The organism is Paenibacillus sp. 01T47 (assembly GCF_056398245.1).
The window spans coordinates 15,737-36,445 of record NZ_JBFTPA010000013.1 but is presented as its reverse complement, the minus strand read 5'-3'; the positions used below and the strand labels follow the sequence as shown (position 1 = coordinate 36,445).

Annotated in this window: 13 protein-coding genes; 1 reads left to right on the top strand and 12 read right to left on the bottom strand. The window is 43.5% G+C overall.

Features of this window, described 5'->3' with window-relative positions; all coding sequences use genetic code 11:
* Window positions 1–17: 17 nt before the first annotated feature.
* On the bottom strand, window positions 18–1,403 hold the full coding sequence (locus tag AC1DOV_RS22630; RefSeq protein WP_477551149.1) for an alpha-L-fucosidase: 1,386 nt from the start codon (window positions 1,401–1,403) through the stop codon (window positions 18–20).
* Window positions 1,404–1,538: 135 nt separating this feature from the next.
* On the opposite strand from AC1DOV_RS22630, the gene AC1DOV_RS22625 reads away from it, so the two are divergent.
* Complete coding sequence (locus AC1DOV_RS22625) at window positions 1,539–3,839, top strand: helix-turn-helix domain-containing protein (RefSeq protein WP_477551148.1); 2,301 nt, start codon at window positions 1,539–1,541, stop codon at window positions 3,837–3,839.
* Between the two features lie 84 nt (window positions 3,840–3,923).
* Here the strand turns inward: AC1DOV_RS22625 and AC1DOV_RS22620 are convergent, their stop codons facing one another.
* From AC1DOV_RS22620 to AC1DOV_RS22570, 11 genes are all read right to left on the bottom strand, one after another.
* Window positions 3,924–5,537, bottom strand: a complete 1,614-nt coding sequence (locus AC1DOV_RS22620) for an extracellular solute-binding protein (protein ID WP_441877229.1) — start codon at window positions 5,535–5,537, stop codon at window positions 3,924–3,926.
* A 41-nt stretch (window positions 5,538–5,578) separates the two neighbouring features.
* The gene (locus AC1DOV_RS22615) at window positions 5,579–6,487 is read right to left on the bottom strand and encodes a carbohydrate ABC transporter permease (RefSeq protein WP_477551147.1); all 909 of its coding nucleotides are present in this window, start codon (window positions 6,485–6,487) and stop codon (window positions 5,579–5,581) included.
* An 18-nt stretch (window positions 6,488–6,505) separates the two neighbouring features.
* The gene (locus tag AC1DOV_RS22610) at window positions 6,506–7,435 is read right to left on the bottom strand and encodes an ABC transporter permease (RefSeq protein WP_372239018.1); all 930 of its coding nucleotides are present in this window, start codon (window positions 7,433–7,435) and stop codon (window positions 6,506–6,508) included.
* Between the two features lie 501 nt (window positions 7,436–7,936).
* Window positions 7,937–9,367, bottom strand: a complete 1,431-nt coding sequence (locus tag AC1DOV_RS22605; RefSeq protein WP_477551146.1) for a glycosyltransferase family 2 protein — start codon at window positions 9,365–9,367, stop codon at window positions 7,937–7,939.
* 36 nt (window positions 9,368–9,403) lie between these two features.
* A complete protein-coding gene (locus AC1DOV_RS22600; protein WP_076269696.1) occupies window positions 9,404–10,453 on the bottom strand; it encodes a HEAT repeat domain-containing protein in 1,050 nt (349 codons plus the stop codon).
* Complete coding sequence (locus AC1DOV_RS22595) at window positions 10,450–13,608, bottom strand: hypothetical protein (RefSeq protein WP_477551145.1); 3,159 nt, start codon at window positions 13,606–13,608, stop codon at window positions 10,450–10,452. The genes AC1DOV_RS22600 and AC1DOV_RS22595 overlap by 4 nt, the downstream gene beginning before the upstream one ends.
* A 25-nt stretch (window positions 13,609–13,633) precedes the next feature.
* Window positions 13,634–15,826, bottom strand: a complete 2,193-nt coding sequence (locus AC1DOV_RS22590) for a family 2 glycosyl transferase (protein WP_477551144.1) — start codon at window positions 15,824–15,826, stop codon at window positions 13,634–13,636.
* 193 nt (window positions 15,827–16,019) lie between these two features.
* Window positions 16,020–17,075, bottom strand: a complete 1,056-nt coding sequence (locus AC1DOV_RS22585; RefSeq protein WP_477551143.1) for a glycoside hydrolase family 88 protein — start codon at window positions 17,073–17,075, stop codon at window positions 16,020–16,022.
* A gap of 52 nt (window positions 17,076–17,127) precedes the next feature.
* Window positions 17,128–18,732: a type 2 periplasmic-binding domain-containing protein gene (locus AC1DOV_RS22580; protein ID WP_441910689.1), complete on the bottom strand. Its 1,605-nt coding sequence runs from the start codon at window positions 18,730–18,732 to the stop codon at window positions 17,128–17,130.
* Window positions 18,733–18,849: 117 nt separating this feature from the next.
* On the bottom strand, window positions 18,850–19,719 hold the full coding sequence (locus tag AC1DOV_RS22575; protein WP_441910687.1) for a carbohydrate ABC transporter permease: 870 nt from the start codon (window positions 19,717–19,719) through the stop codon (window positions 18,850–18,852).
* Between the two features lie 13 nt (window positions 19,720–19,732).
* Window positions 19,733–20,653, bottom strand: a complete 921-nt coding sequence (locus AC1DOV_RS22570) for an ABC transporter permease (protein ID WP_477551207.1) — start codon at window positions 20,651–20,653, stop codon at window positions 19,733–19,735.
* Between the last annotated feature and the right edge of the window lie 56 nt (window positions 20,654–20,709).

Sequence of the window (20,709 nt, the reverse complement as noted above, 5' to 3'; positions counted from 1 at the left end):
CAGACTACCCCTCTCGATTAACGAATCCGAAACACATGCGCGATTGGTGCTTGTTCTGAGTATTCATTCACTGGCAAACGGACAATAATGCCGTTTTCTGCTTGGCTGTACTGCAAATGGTCTTGTCCACCTACGAGATCAATCTGGCTGAAAGACTTCTGTATAGGGAGGTATAATTCCTCTTTCACAGCTTCTTTTTCATCCTTGTACAAATAAAAGGCATAAACCGTATCTCCTTTTCTCGTAAAGTGGCAATTGTCAGCAGAAAAAGGCTCACAAATTCGTGTTCCATAGATTGCCTCACCATAAACCTTCAACCAATCGCCCATCCCTTTGATACGGCTAATGGCTGTAGTCGATAACCTGCCGTCAGGCTGCGGACCAACATTCAATGCCAGGTTTCCGCCTTTCGCAACGATTTCAACGAGCAGATGGATCAGCTGTCGAACCGTCTTGTACTTGTCCTCATAACGGAAGGAGAATGAGGTGCCCATCGTAATACAGCTCTCCCACGGCACATTAAGCGGACGTTCAGGCAATGTCTGCTCTGGTGTTATGACATTTTCATAAGGGCCGCCGATGGTACGATCAGCCGAGAGCAGCCAAGGCTGAATTTCCCGCGCCTTCTCAACCACCTCGCCTAATCGGATGTTTTGATCGCGGTAATCGTTAACCCATCCTGCATCGAGCCATAACATATCGATGCGGCCATATTTCGTCATCAACTCCATAATTTGCGCATGGGTGAACTGCACGAATTGCTCCCACAAATGTGGATATTGCTTCGGGTCATAGGAAGGCCCGCGCGCGGTAAACGACCCACGCTCCATGCCTGGCGCCCAGTAATATGGCGTATGCCAATCTGCCTTCGAGAAGTATGCTGATATAGCTAAGCCCTTTGCGCGGAAAGCATCAAACAGCTGCTTGCAAATATCGGCGTACTTATGCGAATGGAAAGGACAATCAGGGCTCGTAATCCGGTAATCCGTCGTATGGGTATCCCACATGCAGAAGCCATCATGATGCTTGGTTGTAAAATTTAAATACTTAAAGCCATTCTCCGCAGCAAGATTTGCCCATAGCTCAGGCTGAAAGCGAAGCGGGTTAAAGGTTTTGTTTAGCCCAAAATACTGCCGCTTCAATTCCTCTGCGTCTACATTCCAATCGATGCCATCGCGTGACCATTCCTCATCCTTGTCACTAAGCGCCCATGATTCAACTACACCTAACTGTGAATAAGGCCCCCAGTGCATCATAAGGCCCAGCTTCTGATCCTTGAACCACTCCAGCCGCTCCTGCAGAAGCGGGTCCTCTGGCTTTACCCATTGCTCTTCACTGCTGTAATTGTGGACACCTTGCTCAACAACTTGCTCTATTTCGTCTGTCGTCTTTATTTCGCTCATGGTTACCTCCAAGTATAGTAGGACTTTCGTAAGCTTTACGTTCATTGCCTTCTTCTGCTCTATGTCCAAATTGTAAATTTGTTGCTATGATTAGTAGCGACGAAAAGGATTGATCGATCATAGGGGGCAGACGATATGAAACGAAACTACTTCAAATCCAAACTGTTTTTAAAATACATCTGGTCCTACTTGTTTATTTTACTTATCCCATTAGTACTTATGACGATATTTATCTATCAAAACGCAGTAACCAATCTACGTACTGAAATTGAGCAATCTCGCCTCGGCCAGCTCACGCAAGCCAAAGTTATTGTTGACGGGCGGATGAAAGAGCTAAGTGAAATTGCTTCACGCGTCTCGTATGACAAGAGGCTGACTCCGTTTCGGGTTCACGATTCTTATTACAGCGGTGAAGCGATACAAGCACTGGATCAATACAAAGCGACCAGCTCTATCATTAGCGAGATGTTCTTGTATTTTCACAAGGATGCAAATATTTATTCCGCGAAGGGTCTATCGAGCATGGATGTATTCGCAAACACCTTTACCTTTCACAATTGGAGCAAAGACACTATTTTTCAAGATTTGAATACGGTTAAATATCCTACGATGCGTCCAGCTGACACCGTAGTCCTAAGCGCTAATTTGCAGGATTCGATGCTCGCTTATCTTGTTCCCATTACGCCGTACAACCCTAATCCACATGGAACGATTATGTATCTAATTAAAGAATCAGAGCTTACGAGTTTAATTGATTCGATTCTAGGCAATTATCAAGGCTTGACTTATATTTTGGACAACAAAGGTCAAATTCTAGTAGACAATCGCCAGGGCGAAGCCTTAACGAATGCAGAGGCGCAGTCTCTATATAGTCTCGCGCCAGGCATTCACGATAAAACCTTAAATGGCAAGCCGCATTCCATCGTATCCGTAAAATCGGAAAATAATGGCTGGACTTATGTCACCGTCATGCCAAGTTCCCAGTTTCTCAGCAGCGTAGTGCATGTCCGCAGCTTCATCGTCATGCTGTTCCTCATCGTTGTGGTCGTTGGAGCGGCGATTGCCCTCGTGCTTGCTAGAATGCAATACCTGCCGATCTCTACGCTTGTAGAGTTCGCAAATTCCAAATCCAAGCCGAAGCATTCCGCTGATCAATCAACCGAAAACGGGAACGAGCTTGATCGAATCCGAACAGCGCTGCAGCAATACAGCTCGCGAGTTGATCTTCAAGAGCCATACGCTCGCAATCACTTTTTGTCCATGCTGCTGAAATATGGGAATGCGCAAAGTCTTTCACCAGAGCTGCAAGAGGCCTTCGATCTTCATTTCGACCAATCTCATCACTTTGTTATGGTGATTGGCTGGGATGAAATCGAAGATACGCAAGAGGAACGACAGGAGCGGCAAGAAATGATAGAACTGCTCTCCCAAATCGAATTCCCGGAGCTGGCTGCTCATGCCTATGGCGTAGAGCTCCCTCAGCTGGATCAGCTTGCACTCATTATTAGCTTTAATAGGGATCAAGCCGAGCAGGAATTGGTTCCTGTGCGCCACATTGCTGAAGCGGTGCTCTACACGATACTAGAGACGTTTGATGTTACGCCTACGATTGGCGTTGGAACCTGCTATTCAAGCCCTGACCAGCTGAATCAGTCCTTTATTGAAGCTTGCTCAGCTTTTGAACTGCAAGCGACAAGCGGTCATGGCACGATCACTTATTTCGAGAAGCTGCAAGATACACCGGATCATACCTTCTGGATACCGAATAATTCGCTGCTCAAGCTTTCTCAAAGCTTGAAGCAAGGAAGCTATGATGTAGCTGCGCAAATGATCAGCCCATCGATCCGCAGCCTGCAATCATCCGAGCTGTCTGCCCTGCTCAAACGCTGCATATGCTTTGACATTTTGAATACGATGCTAAAAACCGCATCCGAGCTTGGCATTCAAAATGTGATTCAAGACATGGCTCCTAATATGATTTACAGCCATTCCTTGGATGAAATCGAGACTGGCTTTCTGAATCTCGCCTCCCGAATCTGCAATCAAGTGGAGCGCAACAATCAGAAGGAGGAGCAATCACAGATTGATCGGATCGTTTCCTATATCGATGAGCATTTTAGAGACCATACGCTCAGCCTAGAAACGATTGCATATGAGTATGCCATTTCGCCATCACATGTGAGCCGTTCATTTAAGGAAAAGATGGGCCTTAACTTCATCCAATACATTTGGCAAAAAAGAATGGAAGAGGTTATGCATCATCTGAAAACGACAAACGCACCGCTTAAGGACATCATTATTCAAGTCGGCTATTTGGATACGCCTAACTTTATACGCAAATTTAAGAAAGAAACCGGCTATACGCCTGGTCAATATCGCAAGCAATTCTGGGAGAACGAACAGGCGCAATTGCTTTCTGATTCAGATGATGAATAATAAACAAAACCCGGTCAGCATTTCGCATGACCGGGTTTTTGCTGTTTCTGGGTTCATGCTCTTGTTCGTTTATTTATCTGTCAATTATCTGTCGTATGCGCTTTGGTAAAGCTCAGCAATACGGTTTCCGCCCATTTTTTTAATTTGCTCTAAATACTTGTCCCAATTGGAGAGCGGCTCCTGTCCCGTTACGAACTTCGCTTCCATCTGTGTAACGTAAGTGTTCAGATCAGATAACAAAGCAGAGGCCTCAGTTTGCTCTTCATTTGTCAAATAAACGTTAGGGTAAGGCGGTTTTGCGATTGGCGTAAGCTTCTCTGCATTTTGCTTATCGATCCATAGATCGAATTCGCTACGAAGGCCTACGGCAACATCGCTTGAGTTCATACCCGGCGTTAGAATACCATAGTTTGGTGTCATCGTTCCGCGGTATTCTTCACGGTCGATGCCGCCTGGAACAGGAAGCCATTCCTTTTCATGCGTTTCCTTGTTTTTATATTTCCACAGAAGGTTCTCAGGACCTTGATTGAACAAGGTAGCGCCTTCATAGCTGTATAGGTAATCTACCCAACGCATAGTTGCCTCTGGAGCCGGATTGCTGCTTGTGATGGCGAAGGTACCATTCGCTGAAATACCAGGGTGCTTGCCATAGACAGGAGAATCAGCAATTTCACTTTTCACTGGCGTCATCAACGGGTTGTCTTCGCTTGGTTCGCCGCCTAACGTAAAGTAAGGGTAATAGTCGTTGAACAAAGCAATTTGATTGTTTTTCCCTTTTGCTTTCTTCTGTTCACCTGTTTGCGAGAAGGTCTCGTGGTCCAGCAATTCCTCTTTCCATAGACGGTTGAGGAACGTTAAATATCCTTTGTAACCCTCTTCTTGTGGCGTGTAATGTACTTTGCCATCCTTATCGGCATAAACGACCTCATCATAAATGCCCCAGAAACCGAGGAAGTACATGCGCAAATCGTTCAGTTTGTCGGATGTGAGCGGAATTTCATCCTGCTTACCGTTTCCATTCGGGTCTTCAGTCTTAACACGCTTCAGATAGGTGTACAGCTCTTCTGTCGTCTTAGGCTCTGTTGCCCCAAGAGTTTTCAAGAACTTGCCGTTGTACCACATCGGACCGCGGTACCAGACTGCTGCTAAGTCAACGTTCGGCAGCGCATAAATATGTCCATCTGGCGTGGTGAACGACTTGCGGATGTCCGGATTATCATCAAAGATCTTTTTAATATTTGGCGCGTAGCCTTCATCAATATATTTTTCAAGAGGAATAAGAACACCTTGAGTTCCGTAAGTGACTTGTTCTGCAGGTTTCAGATCCGCAGCATAGAACATATCCGGCAAATCTCCGCTTGCAAATACTAGATTTTTCTTGGTCGCAAAGCTGTCGATCGGGGCGTTCTGGTATTCCAGCTTAATGCCTGTCAGTTTCTCCATCTCTTGTAGTACAGGCATTTTGTTCCAGTCAGCAACGCCAACGTCCTGTGACATCATCTTCAAGGTAATCGGTTTACTGACAACCGGAAACCCTTCTTTGTTAACCCCGTCAGCCGTATTGGACGCGGACGTTTTGGAACCTGTATTGCTGCTATTCGTTTTCTCCTCATTGTTCGGCGAACCACATGCCGCTAATACGGAAGCAAGCAGCGTAATGCTGAGTAACAAAGATGATGCTTTTTTTAGCTTTTTCATCCTAAACCCTCTCCCTTTTTTCATATTATTTATGAGCAAAATCAGCCCTTAACGGAACCAATCATGACACCTTGCACAAAGTAACGCTGAAGAAATGGATAAACGGCGATAATCGGTGCTGTCGCTACGATAATAACCGCGTATTTGACCAGCGCCGCAATCTCTGCCTTACTGTTGAGAGCCGACGCCGTAGAAGCATCCATTGCGCCGCCGCCCTGAGCCGACATCTCCTGCAAAACAAGAATTTGCCGCAGCACGAGCTGCAAAGGATATTTTGCGGCATCATTCAAATAGATGAGTGCCGAGAAGTAGCTGTTCCAGTTGCCAACACCATAGAACAAAGCCATAACGGCAATGATTGGCATTGACAGCGGCAAAATGATTTTGACGAACAGCCGCAGGTTGGTGCACCCGTCAATTTGGGCAGCCTCTTGCAGTTCTTTTGGTATAGAGGATTGAAAAAACGTGCGCGCTACAATGATGTTCCAGATTGAAGCGGCCGAAGGAATAACGATCGCCCATATCGTATTCACCATTCCGAGTTCCTTGATGAGCAAGTAACTTGGTACGAGCCCTCCTCCAAAAAACATCGTGACGAGGAACATCCCCATAAAAAAGTTGCGTCCCATAAAGTCTTTGCGGCTTAGAGCGTAGGCAGCAGGCAGTGTAACGAATAAATTGATCGACGTACCTACTACCGTATAAAGAATGGTGTTGCCGTAACCTGTCCATATACTGGAGTTTTGGAACACCCTCTTATAACCTTCAAACGTAATGCCTTTTGGCCACAGCCACATCTCGCCGGAACCCACCAATTTCGGATCGCTTATCGAAGCGCTAATCATATAAATGACAGGATAGGCGACTACAATAAAAGCGAGAAATACATAAATATAGTTGCATATCAGAAACACTTTATCTCTTCCGGACTCTTTAACGGCGGAAATCATCGGTCATACCCCCTTCTTCTACCACAGGCTGTTTTCGTTGGTGCGTCTTACAATCTGATTGACAAGCACTAAAATAATGGCGTTAATGACGGAATTGAACAGGCCGATCGCCGTCGAGAAGCTATACTGGGCATCGACAAGCCCTGATCGGTATACGAAGGTTGAAATGACATCGGATGCTCCCATGTTAAGCGAGTTTTGGAGCAGCAATATCTTCTCAAATCCAACCCCAAGCAAGCTTCCCATGTTCAGAATTAAAAGAATGGTCATCGTAGGGATAATCGTCGGAATGTTAATATGAAGCACCCGTTGGAAGCGTGAAGCTCCGTCTATAATGGCTGCCTCATGCAGACCCGGGTCTACTCCTGAAAGCGCAGCCAAATATATGATTGTTCCCCATCCTGCGCTTTGCCAAACACCAGAGAATACGTACATCGTCTTAAACCACTTCGGGTCCGTCAAGAAATCTGGAGCATCAAATCCAAGCCACTCAATAAGATGTGTCACTATTCCCGATGAAGGCGACAAGAACGTAATGATCATGCCTGCCATAACAACGACTGAAATGAAATGCGGCGCATAAGTGACGGTCTGAGCCATTTTCTTGAAGGAACCACCCTTCAGCTCATTGAAGGCAAGCGCCAGTATAATCGGTATTGGAAACCCAATAGCGAGTTCATACAGGCTAATACTTAACGTGTTCCATATCAAGTCCCAAAAGTAATAAGAATGAAAAAATCGGACAAAATGGTCGAAACCGACCCAAGGGCTTCCGAAAATCCCTTTCGTTGGTATGAAGTTCTTAAATGCGATTTGTATGCCGTACATCGGACCGTAAGAGAAGATTAGAAAGTAGAAAAATGCGGGTGCAATGAATAAGTACAATTCCCAATTTTGAAGGAGTCTTTTCCACATTCTGCTCTTCTCTTTCGTCGGTTCCGGAAGCATATTTGGTGCGTTCATTGGACTTGCTTCCTGCATAAAATCACTCCTTTCCCGTTTCGTTATAATTGCTTTTGTTTGGTGATTAGCGACAGGAATTTCGGAAATGCTATCGCTTACATTCACAACAATACGGAACATAACAATTCTCGTAAATATGTCATTTCCCGTATCGCATGATAGCGCTTTATATTTATGGAGAAACATCAATTCGCGAACTACTGCGACTATTCAGATAACTTCTCAAATGTGTCATTTTTGTTGATAAATCGCCTATTTATCGGCAACCGCAAGATTTACCAATCGATTTTCGCCCCCCATACAAGCCCAAACCCCCTCAAAGAGTGGTCTATTCAAGAATGACATGTATGCGTTTTCATTGTTTCTAAGCCCATTGGTCCTTTTTCTTATTGCGGTTGCCTATTTAGAGAATTTCCTATCGTTCAATTGCAAAAAAAAAGAGCATCCGCATCTGCACGCAGCTACTCTTCCATTGCCATTTCAGCATCACTTATCGTTATCATTTTTCTCTTTGCTTGAAACAAAATTCTTTCTGTTCATTGCTCCCCATGAATGACGGCCTCTTCTAAAATTAAAAATACCTTCAACACGGAACAGAACAGTAAGCTGACGATAACCTAGGTTTTCCAACACACCGAACAGCACAAGCAGCAAAGTTTCTTTAAGCGAGCTGTATTTGCGAAATGTAATTTGCTCCAGTAAGATGCTGCCCATTGATAAGGTAGTGCCGAGTAAAAACGCGATAACAAAAAAAGTAATAAAGCTGTCAAACGCAAGCAAGCCAAATAAATAGGCAAGTGGGATAAAGATATAGCCGAGTGCCTCAACAATTGGCCCGATTAATTCGAATATCCAATAATAAGGCAGTGTCACCATGCCAATCTTGCCATATTTCGGATTAAAGAGCATTCTCCTATAGCTTATCAGCGTATCAAAAAGACCAATTTGCCATCTTCTCCGCTGGCTTCTTAGATCCTTCATTGTTTCTGGAGCTTGAGTCCAGCAAATCGGGTCCGCTAGAAATTGTATTTTGTACTTTCTCTTCTGATCTTTCATCGCCTTATGAAGTCTAACGATAATATCCATGTCTTCACCGATCGTATCCACTTTGTACCCGCCGCACTCAATAACGACCCTTTTATTAAACGCACCGAATGCACCGGAAATAATGAGTATGGAATTAAGCTTGCTGAAGCTCGTACGGCCAGTCAGGAAAGCTCGGAAATACTCAATAATCTGAAATTTTGCCATATTGCTTTTCGGAATATTCATCTCCATAAGCTTGCCGTCTTTAATGATCGAGCCGTTGGCAATTCTGACGATCCCTCCAACAGCAATCGTTTCAGGATTCTCCACAAATAACATCGTGAGCTTGATAAGGGCATCATTTTCTAAGATGGAATCGGCATCGATGCATGCAAAAATTGGATAGACAGACACATTAATGCCCGCATTAAGGGCGTCCGCTTTGCCCCCGTTTAATTTATCTACAAATATTAATCGCTCGTATTGATTGCTTCGGTAAATGCCAGCTACTTCATTCGTAGGCAAGCTCTGCATAATGGGTTGGTTTACCTTTTTTAAATTGAACTCGTTTATAATCTTTTCTTTTGTGAAATCGGTGGAGCCGTCATTCACAATAATAATCTCATACTCAAAATAATTTAAAGCGAGCAGCGATTTAATATTATCAACTATCGTTTTCTCTTCGTTGTACGCAGGGACAATGATAGAAATCGGAATCATATTTTTCGAATCGATATATCTTTTATAATCCGAGGCTTTCATTTTTCGTAAATAACTAAACATATCTAGCGAAGCGATCAGCATTTGCCCATTATAAAAGATGTTTATTCCAATCGTATACAGCATACAAAACTCGCTGAAATAAATAATAAACATTCTGAGAATATACATGTTGTTAAAAACCATCCTCGTTTTTCTAAGTTGTCATTAGGAAGTCATTTCGATCACACTAATCACGGCATCCCGAGCAAATTTATCGTCTCCATCGATGATCCTTGAAGCGTAAGCAATACCTCCAGGAATGAGAACAAGTGCACTGGCGGCATGATGTCTTACCCACCACACACTGTCGCCTGTTGTTTTCCCTAAATCCGCTAAACTATTTTTAGTCCCAATCTTCTCAAGGCCCTTAGCAGCAGCAGCTCTAACCTCCCAATCATGATCATCAAGCTTGGTTAGCATAGATGCTTCATAATCTGGATTATTAAGCTCGCTCAGCGCTCTTATCGAAGCGATTCTAAGGTTCTTATCCTCACTATTCAAATATTTAATATAATGCTCGCTTAAGCCTTCAATACTATAATCAGCAACCGCTTTTATTAGAATGCCCTTCATATAGTCATCACTTCTATCAATTGTTTGTCGAAACAGCTCTTCCTTTGAGCCGTCAAAAGCAGAAATAATTTCGATAATAGCTCTATGGGACAAGTTCATATTTTGGGAGTCATAGGTTAGAACATGAACTAGCCCCTCCAAATCACCTAGCTTCGCAAGAGCCAGCATCATATTATAAATCACATCATTATTTTTGCTTGAAATAAGCGTAAGGATAGATGCCGTTGTATCTCTGAGCTGCAATTCCCCTAGATGCCGACAGGCTAAGGACTGAATATGAACGCTGTTTGATTGCAGTCTTTTGAGCAGAAAAGCTTTCGTTCCCGTTAATTCGTATATGTTCATCAACTGATCATGATGGGTATGGATAAAATCAGCATCGTGATTAATGACGATATTAATGAACAGCTCTTTTTTTCTAGCACTTTTTCCGACGATTTTATTCAGTTTTTGCACGATTGTTCGTTTATTTTTATTTTCAGTATAGAAGTAGGATGTGAATACTTCTTCCAGCTGCTTCTTCAATTGGCTCGTCGCGGACTCGCTAAAGTAGCGGAAAAACCATATGACGATAATCGATATGAAAAAAAATGAAAATAACGCTGATGAAATGAGCAGCAAATATAATGCTTCTTTTGTCATATATCCTCCTGCGCAAAAAGTTGTTTAAGCATGTCGTAGCTTTTCTTATTGCGAGATACGTATTCGGGTTTCGTCCATGTATTCCATGTAAAGGTTCGGTAGCCGGATGACGTAACGCTTTCGGGAAATTGATAATCGACCTTCTGCGTTTTTTTATCCATAATAACGAGTGAAGCGACTATGCCATCCGTCATTCGAACAGCAGCGCTGTCTCTTATGTTCTCGATTATCCCTTGTTTCTTCTCATCGTCTAATACGAGCAAGCTGGACGGGTCAGTAAAGTTCAAGCTCGCCCATGGAATTCTAAGATACAGCGTCTTGCCCTCAATATAAAAATGGCTGCTGCTGTTGTCAAAGCTGCCTGCATTCAAGGTTGATCCATCCTCATAAGCAGCGGGAACCTTTTTACCTTCGGGAGTTTGGTATGCTTTTGAGAGCTGACGCATCATTTTCTCATAAATGCCGTTAGACGATACGGAAGTGTAATAACTGCCTTTGCTCGCATTATATTGCGGGATTACGAGTAATTCGGCTTGCTTCATATTTTGAATGCTGATATTAAACTCTGCACCAGACCAGTTTTCATTCACGTCAGGAGCCAGCATATATTCGCCATTTTTTCTGTCAACGGTGTCCAAATAGATCATAATGTTCTTCTGATCAAACTTCGGCAGTTCACTGAATTCGGCTGTTATATAGAAATAAGATTCGTTAGCAGCATAAGAAATGGTGCGCAGAGGATCTGTTCCCCGCAAGGTCATTGCATACTCTGTCGGCGTAGGTGATTCTAGCGCTAAAATACCGTATCGCTGAGCAGGATCAATGACATTGTGCCAGAGGCTTCCATGCTCATAAGGGATCATCAGGGAAGAGGTGAACCGGCTGCTTTTTCCCCATTGATCCGCCCATTCGTAAACAAGCCCGCCCATACTGCCGCTGTCCTTTATGATTTTCATCATCGCAACGATGCCTTCTCCTTGCTCCGCCTCGCTGTTTTGACCATCCTTATGGCCAGAAGCGGATATTTGCGATGAGCCTAGGCTTGTAGACAATCCAAATTCACTAATAAGTACCGGATACTTTTTTTGAGTGCTCATAAAACGATCCAAATACTGCTTATAACCTGCATAGTCAGGTTTTGCTTCCTTCGTTTCCCCAGCTATAAATGCCGGATGATCGGGAAAGATATTGTACGCGCCAAAAAATCCGCTGATCACTTTGCTAGAAATAACAATATGATTAATATCCACTGAAACCGCGTCATCGAGCGTCTCTGGATTTGATGCAGCATGTTCGAGAATGTCTAGCTCTGGAATGCTGGTAATCGCTGCTGGATGCTGCATGTTGTAATTACTTTGCTCATATTGAAAGATACGATCCGATAGGGAAGCAAGCCACGACTCGGTAGGCGTTGCGTCTAAACCTGATGAAACATAGTTCCCATTATAGTTGTAAGAGGGATGTGCTTGATCCGTTGCCTTTACCTTTTGAGGGGTTAAGCCTGGGTCAACTAAAAAACCAAGGATATAGCCTGACACATCATTCATGTACAGATCGGAGTTCATCCCCTCTTTTGTTTTTAACTTGGCATTCCCATGAACTGCGTTAATGGTATCTTGAATCGCTTGTTTGTAGGCCGCATTGTACTCTTGATTCAGTAAGTCGCCTGATGGCGGCTCACTGCTCGGCGATATATTTTGAAGCAAATACAGCGGTTTATCTTGATGATTCGTATTGTAAATATCAAGCGCTCGATAAAAGCCTGACGGCATCAACGTGTATACTCGTATCGTATTGGCGTTCATTTGACCAATCTTCTCAAGCCACTCTGAATAAATAGCCGTATCCTCTGGGAAGCTTCCTTCAGGAATACCTGGTATTGCTGTGCCAATATTCATCCCTTTTACGAACATGCTCTTCCAAGCTCCGTTTTCATAAACGGAAAATGTATTGTCGACTATTTTGGATACGAGCTGTGTACCATTTGAAGCTGTCTCTGCTTTCGCCTGGAATGTAATGCTTTCATCTAATGGCTTTGTTTCCTTCAACAGCTTGGACATAAGCGGCACATAAAAATGCCAATAAAAATACGAATGATCCCCTTCGCTGTTTACACTAAATATTTTGTATAGCGTAGAAGCACCCCAAAACCGTTTAATCTTCTCCGGTTCCTTATAATCACTAAAATCACCGGCAAAATAATAGGAGCTCTTCTTGCCGGATTTATTTGCAATGATTGCTGGGAATCTAGTATTTAGCCCTAAGACCTTCAATTGCTCCTGACCTGCTTCCGTAGCGTTTAAGTCATACCATGCGATTACCGACTTATCGTCTGCAGGCTCAATGATTTCAAACCAGTTATAGTAATCAATCGTGTCCGTATGATAGCTGCGAGCATGATCCTCAGTCATGAATAGATTGATCGATTGTCCTGTAAAGTCTTTGCCGCGCTCCAATATGATGATTCTATTGTTACCCGCAATAACGATTCCCGCTCCCGTTAAGCTCCACTTTTTCCCATATTGCTGCTCATAGGTTGCTCTTATCCAATTCGGTACATCTTCTGCCGACGATAATTCCGAGAAAAACTTGCCTGCCCACCCCTTAAAGCCGACGTTAAAAATAGCTTCAAGCTCCTTGGATACGTTTGGCGCAGTAGGCTCGCCTGCAATATTGTATTCGCCAATAACCGTTGTCCCTTTGGCATAGCTGGTAGCTATTATACTAACCTCATCCATCGTCAGACCTGAAACCCCTACTGGTTCCACACCATTCACCTTTGAATTGCCAGTGCCGTACGCATCCGAAATATAGATCAGATCTGGCACATTAGCCCGTTTATCAAAAGGAACAGCCGTTAATTTCCCATCAGCGAGGAAATTCCCATAATAATCCTTCGTGGCGTCATAAGCTTTATTCGTTAAGGGGTTATTTATGCGCAGATGATCCATGATCCAAAACAACCCGCGCTGCTTGCTGTAATCCAGCTCCCTTATGCCGCTCGTTTCAGATGCTTGAGCCGGAAAGGTTTTATTAATGACAATGACATCAAGGTTTTTGCTTGGTGTAAGCAGCCAAACGATGAAAGGAATCGATAAACCAATTAATAAAGCTATAAAAATGATATAGCGAGCTTTCATATTTCTTTTTTTCATTTGTATTCCTCTTTTTATATATGAATTAATTCATCGCTTGAAATCCCTTTTGCAAAATGTAATAGGAAGGCTTCAATCGTTCATGAAATGTCGGCTGCTCCCATTCCTTCCAGCTATATTCCTCCATTGCTATAGGCTGCTGCGTCGTTCCCGGCGTGCTGCCCGTCTTGATATGCTGTATGCCAAAGCTCATTCCATCTACCTTCAGCTTTGATATTTTTCCACGAGCATACATATCATCAATGACATATTTATGGGAAGGGTCCATCACATTCAGCAGCTGCCACGGAATTCTCATTTCCACTTTTCCATCTTTATAATAAAAATCACTTAATGAATTAAAATCAGGGTTATCCGGATTGCCTATTCCGTATTGGAGCAGCCCCGTCTCATATCCTGCAAAAGGAACGACCGTGTTCAGCTGCGGAACTACATAGCTTTTATTTAAACTAAGCCGGATGGGGTTAAAAATACCCGTGTTCTTATGATGAAAGGCTGGGGTCTTGTCCATGAGGCTCGTTTGAACCGCATATCTAAAATAGTAGTTGTCGTAATAGGCATCTACTAACACATGTGAGTCCGTTGGTCCATGAATTTTCACTACAAAGTCTGCATCTTTGCTAAATGTGGAGCCAAGCTGTGAGAAGCTTGTGTTCCCTTGTTCCTTTATCGTATCGATCGGTATGATCAACGTGTCCTTATTAAAATCATAATTTTCAGCATCAATCTTGAGATAGACATATCCCTCATCACTCTTAACGTATAGCTTGGTATGATCGTCAGCATACAGGGGAGTATCGTTTGCCCAATCATCGAACGAACCATCGATATAACGGATGCTTTTGTCGTTGCCAGGATCAAGCGCTAATAAACCAAAATGCTGCTCATTCGTTTGAGCATTAAGCCAGTATGGCCTTGAATCAGGCAAATCCAAATCATTGTTGTTCCATGTTCGCTTAAACCATTCATCCTGCCACGAAAAAACCAATCCCCCTGCTAAATTAGCAGCGTGAATATCCTTCATCATTTTCATCAGCATATCGCCTTGCGTTTGTTCATCTATAAAGCCCTGGTTAAAACCTGTAATTTTATTTTCATGCGCCTTGCCGCGAGAGGCTGGAATGCCAAATTCCGAAATAAGAACAGGCATGGAATGGAACTTCTTAATTTCCTCTAAATAAGCCAAATAAGGATTTGGTTTGCCATCGGCATCTTTAAAGTGAATATAATCGGTCTGATAGCTAAATGTATCGGGGTAATAGGGGTACACATGATAAGAGGCAAACATACCGGCTTTATAGCTGTCATGCCATTTAATATGCTCGACGTTTACTTCTACAAGGTCTTCATTTTTATAAGGCTCGTTAGGATGCTTTAGCGGATCTGTCGTTACCCAATTGGAAAAGGCAACCGGACTTTGCATGTTATAGGTTGTCATTTCATAATCAATCAACTTATCTCCTACTTCAGTGAGAAAAGCCTCAAACGGAGATGCACCTACGGTATAAAGGTATTTGCCATCATAATGGCTGCGCTTTGCGTTATTTTCATTCGTGCTGACGACGAGCGAAGGCTCCCATTCAATACCAACTATCCATCCGATGACATACTTCGAAACATCCGAGGTATAATTGCCGTCCGCATGGCCTTTATTTACTGGCAAATAATGATTGCCATGCAAAATATTAATCGTATCTTTTACCGTAACATTCATATCATTTAGAATCTTGTCATTGCTGCCAAAAGCATCATCGATTGTTGCTATATCGCTCTCATTAACCCAAACGCCATGAAACACATAAATAGGCTTCTTGCCATTTTTCACTGCATTTTGATTAAAATCAAATAAGGCATTATAAAACTGCGGCCGCTGTATCGTGTACACTCTGATCGTGTTTGCATTCATATCCGAAATATAGCCAAGCCATCTATAGTATTCATCGTATGTAATGGCAACCTCGCCGGGAAAAGCGCCTGGCTTTCCAGCTCCAAGGTTCACACCTTTAATAAATGTTTTCGTCCATTGTCCATTTTCTAATACATAAAAAGAGTTTCCATCCACCTTGCTTACATACTCCGATGCCATTGGTGATGTGGGGTTGCTATGATCTGTTGCATTTATTTTATTTTTCAAAATAAATATGCTTGAATAGGCTATAGCGATTAAAATAATGATAATAATTGAACCATACATATAGTTCTTGCTCGAAATTTTCATTTTCAGCCCCCCGAAAACATTATAAGTATAGATTTGTTTCACTGTCTATTCGGCGGTATACCTCAAATATATCCAATTAAAAATTTAAAAGGTTTGAAATCCAATCATTCTCAATTCGATCATAAAATTTCATAAAAAAGAGGCTACCCATAAGTTCAATGAACTCATGAGCAGCCTTGTAAACAATGGCTGTTTAAAAGATATGATTTTTCCAACCGTTCAGCTTGGCGACCGCCTCTACAAAATAGTAATCGCCATAGATTAACGAAACATTCACATTCGTACCCGATGGACGATTTCCCGTTGCTTGAAGCAAGATTGCCTCATGATTCGGCAGATCCCATGCAGCATAATTCTCATGAAGGGATATAAGCATACGTTCAGCTGCATCACGGTAAACATTCCCCTCCTCAACTGGCAGCATCGAAGCAAGATCCAAGAGGCCGGATGCTGCACAAGCGCCAGCTGAGCTGTCTCTTGGTTCATCTGCCCTATGTTCCGAAGCTCTAAAATCCCAGTGCGGTACGTAATCAGAAGGCAAGTTAGCTATAAAAAAGTTCGCTACTCGCTGCGAGGCACGCAAATATTTTTCATCGCCCGTATAGCGATAAGTATTCGCCATACCGTAAAGAGCCCATGCTGCTCCGCGGCTCCAAGCGGAATCCGCTCCCGCACCTTGCCCGCCGATTGCCCCGAGTAACTCGCCTGTTTCCGGATCAAAGCTCACAATATGCTTAACCGATCCATCCGCGCGAATGAAATGCTCTACAACCGTGTCGGCATGCGCCCTTGCGATATGCTTAAAGCGTGGATCATTGGTCGTTTGGGCAGCCCAAAACAACAAGGATAAATTCATAGATGAATCAACGATGGACCAGCCAACCTTATCTTGGTTCCAAGCCCGCAGAAATCGACCAGCCATATTGTATCTGCCTGCTAAGAAATTAGCAGCGAACAATCCGCGGCGCAGCCCATCGGCATCGCCAGTCAGCTTATGTTTAATGATTGCTGTCGGTAAAAATTGAAAACCTACATCATGATGAAAATTGTTTTCCTGCATCATTTTAGCTTCCAGCTTCTCGTCCCAGCCCCAGGCCGCGTTCTTATATGCTTCCTTTCCCGTCATATCGTACAAAATCCACAGCATGCCGGGCCAAAATCCCGAGGTCCACCAATCATGCCTCATATCGTCATAAATGCCGTCGGCCTTTGCAGCATGCGGTGATTTATCTCCGATCTGCTGAAGCATGCTCTCTCCTCTTTGCACAATCATCGCAAACACCTTTGTAAAATCATAAGATTCAAGCATTAGCATCTGGACCTACCACAACGCCTGATTTACTGTTAAAACGATCTGTAGCTTCTTTTATAATTTCATTGCCGCCGCTTGTTTTCCACTCTTCGATAACCTTTGGCCAATCCGCAATATTTTCTTTGCCGTAAATCATTTTGACCATGTGATCAAGGATGAACTTAGACGGCTCGTCAAACTTTGGAGCCAAGTCTGGGAATTGTGTATAGCTGTCTAGGTCGGGATCAAAGAAAACGCCGGCACGTCCCTCGTTAGGCAACAGCTTCTCAAAACCATTCATCATTTCTGCGCCCTTCGTTTCCAGCGGAAGTCTATCCTTATTGAAGGCCCCGTCTTTAACCAGCCATAACCAGTCACGACGTTGTTCAGAATAGCGCTGCTCCTCGTCAGCAGGAACCGTGTAGTTTACTTTGTCGCCCTCTTTCGTATACGTCTCACCCTCATTGCCAAAGGTAAAGAACGTATTCGCATCTGCGCTAACCATGTAATCAAAATAGCTGACAATGGCTTCTGCTTTTGCTTGATCCATCTTCGCGTTCAAATACGATTGTTCAAGCGTCTTGTTGTAAAGCATCATACCGCCTTTGCCGTCTGGACCAGTCGGTGAAGCGATCATCTCAAGCTTTCCGTCAGGCACGGTCTTTGTCAGTTCCCCTTGGTAGATTCCTAGTTGATTGGCATTGGCATTGTAAATGCCTAGATTTCCAGCGTCGCGGCTTTTCGTCCACATCGCACCTGTAATCGTTGCAAAATCTTTGGCCATCAAACCTTCATCGTACATCGCTTTATACATTTCCAGCGCCTTCATCATGTTCTCTGAATCAAAAAATTTCGGAACGATTTGGTCGCCTTGTTTCTCATACATCGTGCTGTAAGGAAGCACATCGTACGCTCCCAATATGAAGTCGGCATATTTGAAGTTTTCACGGAATCCAAACGGTTGTTCAATGCCGAGCTTCTTAAATTCACGAAGCATAGGCAGCAGCTCATCAATCGTTTTTGGCGCCCCAATTCCAGCTTTCTCAAGAAGGTCAGCTCTTACAAATGTTGCACGGCGCGATTGTACGCTTAAGTATTGCGGAATGGAGTAGATTTTTCCTTGATAGGTTACTTCATCCCAAGCTTCTTTCGGAATAGCAGTAAGCAAGTTTTGCCCATGTGATTTGAGAAGATCATCAAGCGGCATGAACAGTCCAGCTTCTACTGCGCCTTTCATATCTTTGCTTGCCGGTGTCATAGACTGATAAGCAGTCAGTACGTCCGGCAATTCACCGCCTGCGAACATAAGTGAAATCTTTTGTTTAAAATCCTTATGCGGAAGCAGCTGGATATTCATATCGGTGTTTGTCCGCTTCTCCAGCTCCAGAACCCACTTGTCTTTATTAATGTCTTCTACCGATTCCACCGCTTTCAAAGCTAACGTGCCTCTTGCGATCGAAAATTTCGTAGGCTCTGCTGGCTTATCCGTCACATCTGTTTCTTTGTCAGGTGCTGGGCTAGTTGTCGATTCTACTTTGTTGTTTGACTCCGAACAAGCTGTGAGCAGACCCGTAAGGAGAATAACACACAGTAAGCTAAGCATTCTTTTTTTCATAAACAGATCCCCTCTCATCAAATTTATAACGCTTTCATTTTCATAGACAAAGCTTATCACGCTCGAAAAATGGTTAATATGTGTTAACTTATGGTGCAATGGTTTTTTTTACGTTGCCTATGATTTTACAGATCCGACCATCATTCCTTTCGTAAAATGCTTTTGCAGGAACGGATATACCATCATAATCGGGATGGTTGCAATGACAACGACAGCCATTTTGATGCCTTCCGGTGAAGACAATAAGGCATCCTCGGCTGGCGCAGAAATGGAGGAGCTGTCCGTAATAATAAATTCTCGCAGCCTTACTTGGAGCGGGTACAACAATCTATCGTTGATATAATAGAGCGCATTCGCATAGCTGTTCCAGTGCGATACCGCATAGAAAATACCGAGCGTCGCCATAACGGGCTTTGACAACGGCAAAATAATGTTCCATAAAATCCGCATCTCGCCACAGCCGTCGATTCGTGATGAATCAATCAGCTCCGTTGGAAGCCCCATAAAGAAAGAGCGCATAACAAACAAATTAAAAGCGCTTATAGCTCCAGGCAGCATCAATGACCATAACGTGTCATGAAGGCCCAGCTCTTTTACGAGCAAATAGTTCGGAATAAGCGGTGCAGTGAAAATTAACGTCAGAAGCACCATAATTAATACAGGCTTGCGGTATACATATTCGGCACGCGACAACGGATAAGCCAGTGTTGCCGTCATCACCAAATTAATCAGTGTCCCTACAACTGTAATGTACACGCTAATGCCAAACGACCGCCAAATGAGCTTTTCCCCAATAACCGCCTTAAAGTTGGTCAGCGTTGGCTCAACCGGCCATAAATAGACTTTGCCCGTGTTAATTGCTGCATTGCTGCTGAGCGATTGCGCTACGACATGAATGATTGGCAAAATCATGCTTAAGCCAAGTACGATAAGAAAAATATAATTGAATACGTTAAACCACCGCTGTCCGGTGCTTATTTTTACCATGGGGGTCTCCTCCTTAATATAAACCTTCACCAGTCATCTTCTTGCTGAGTGTGTTGCCTGTCATAATTAAGACAAGTCCGACCACGGATTTAAATAGACCGATGGCTGTCGTGTAGCTATATTGTCTTTCGAGAAGGCCCACTGTATAAATATACGTGTCCAAAATCTCCCCCTTACCCGCATTAAGCGTGTTCAGAAATACCGAAACTCTTTCAAATCCAAAATCCATGAAATGGCCGATCTGCAGCAAAAACAAAATGGTAATGGTCGGCATAAGCGCGGGCAAAGTGATGGACAATGTCTGTCTCCAGCGCGTCGCTCCATCCATTTCTGAAGCCTCGTATAAATCTGGATTAATGCTCGTTAGCGCTGCCAAATAAATGATCGTTCCCCAGCCGGCGTCTCTCCATATGCCAGAGGAAACCAGTATCGTTCGGATATACGACTCTTCCCCCATGAAGTAAATCGGATCAAAGCCGATCATCGTAATGATATTGTTTACAAACCCGCTTCGCGGCGATAGAATCTCAATGGCGATGCCACCGATAACGACCCACGATAGAAAATGCGGCATGTAAATGATCGTCTGCAGCGTCCGCTTAAAGAACACCTTGCGAATCTCATTTAGCAGCAAAGCAAGAATTATTGGAATCGGAAACGAAAAGCCTAAGCTGTAAAATGCGAGAATAAGCGTGTTTTTCAATATCCGCAAAAAGTCAGGATACTGAAACATGCGCTGAAAATGGTCAAACCCTACCCATGCACTTCCCAAATAACCTTTGAAAATATTGTAGTCTTGAAAGGCCATAACCGAACCTAAAAGCGGCACATACTTAAATAATAAGAAATAAAGAATGCCTGGGATGGATAGAAAATATAACGCTTTATACTTATTTAAATAAGCCCACCGCTCCTTTCCAGTTCGAAACAGCATGAGGCCGGGCTCAGATTGTGAAATATTGCTTTTAGCCATCGGAGTCAACTCCTAAC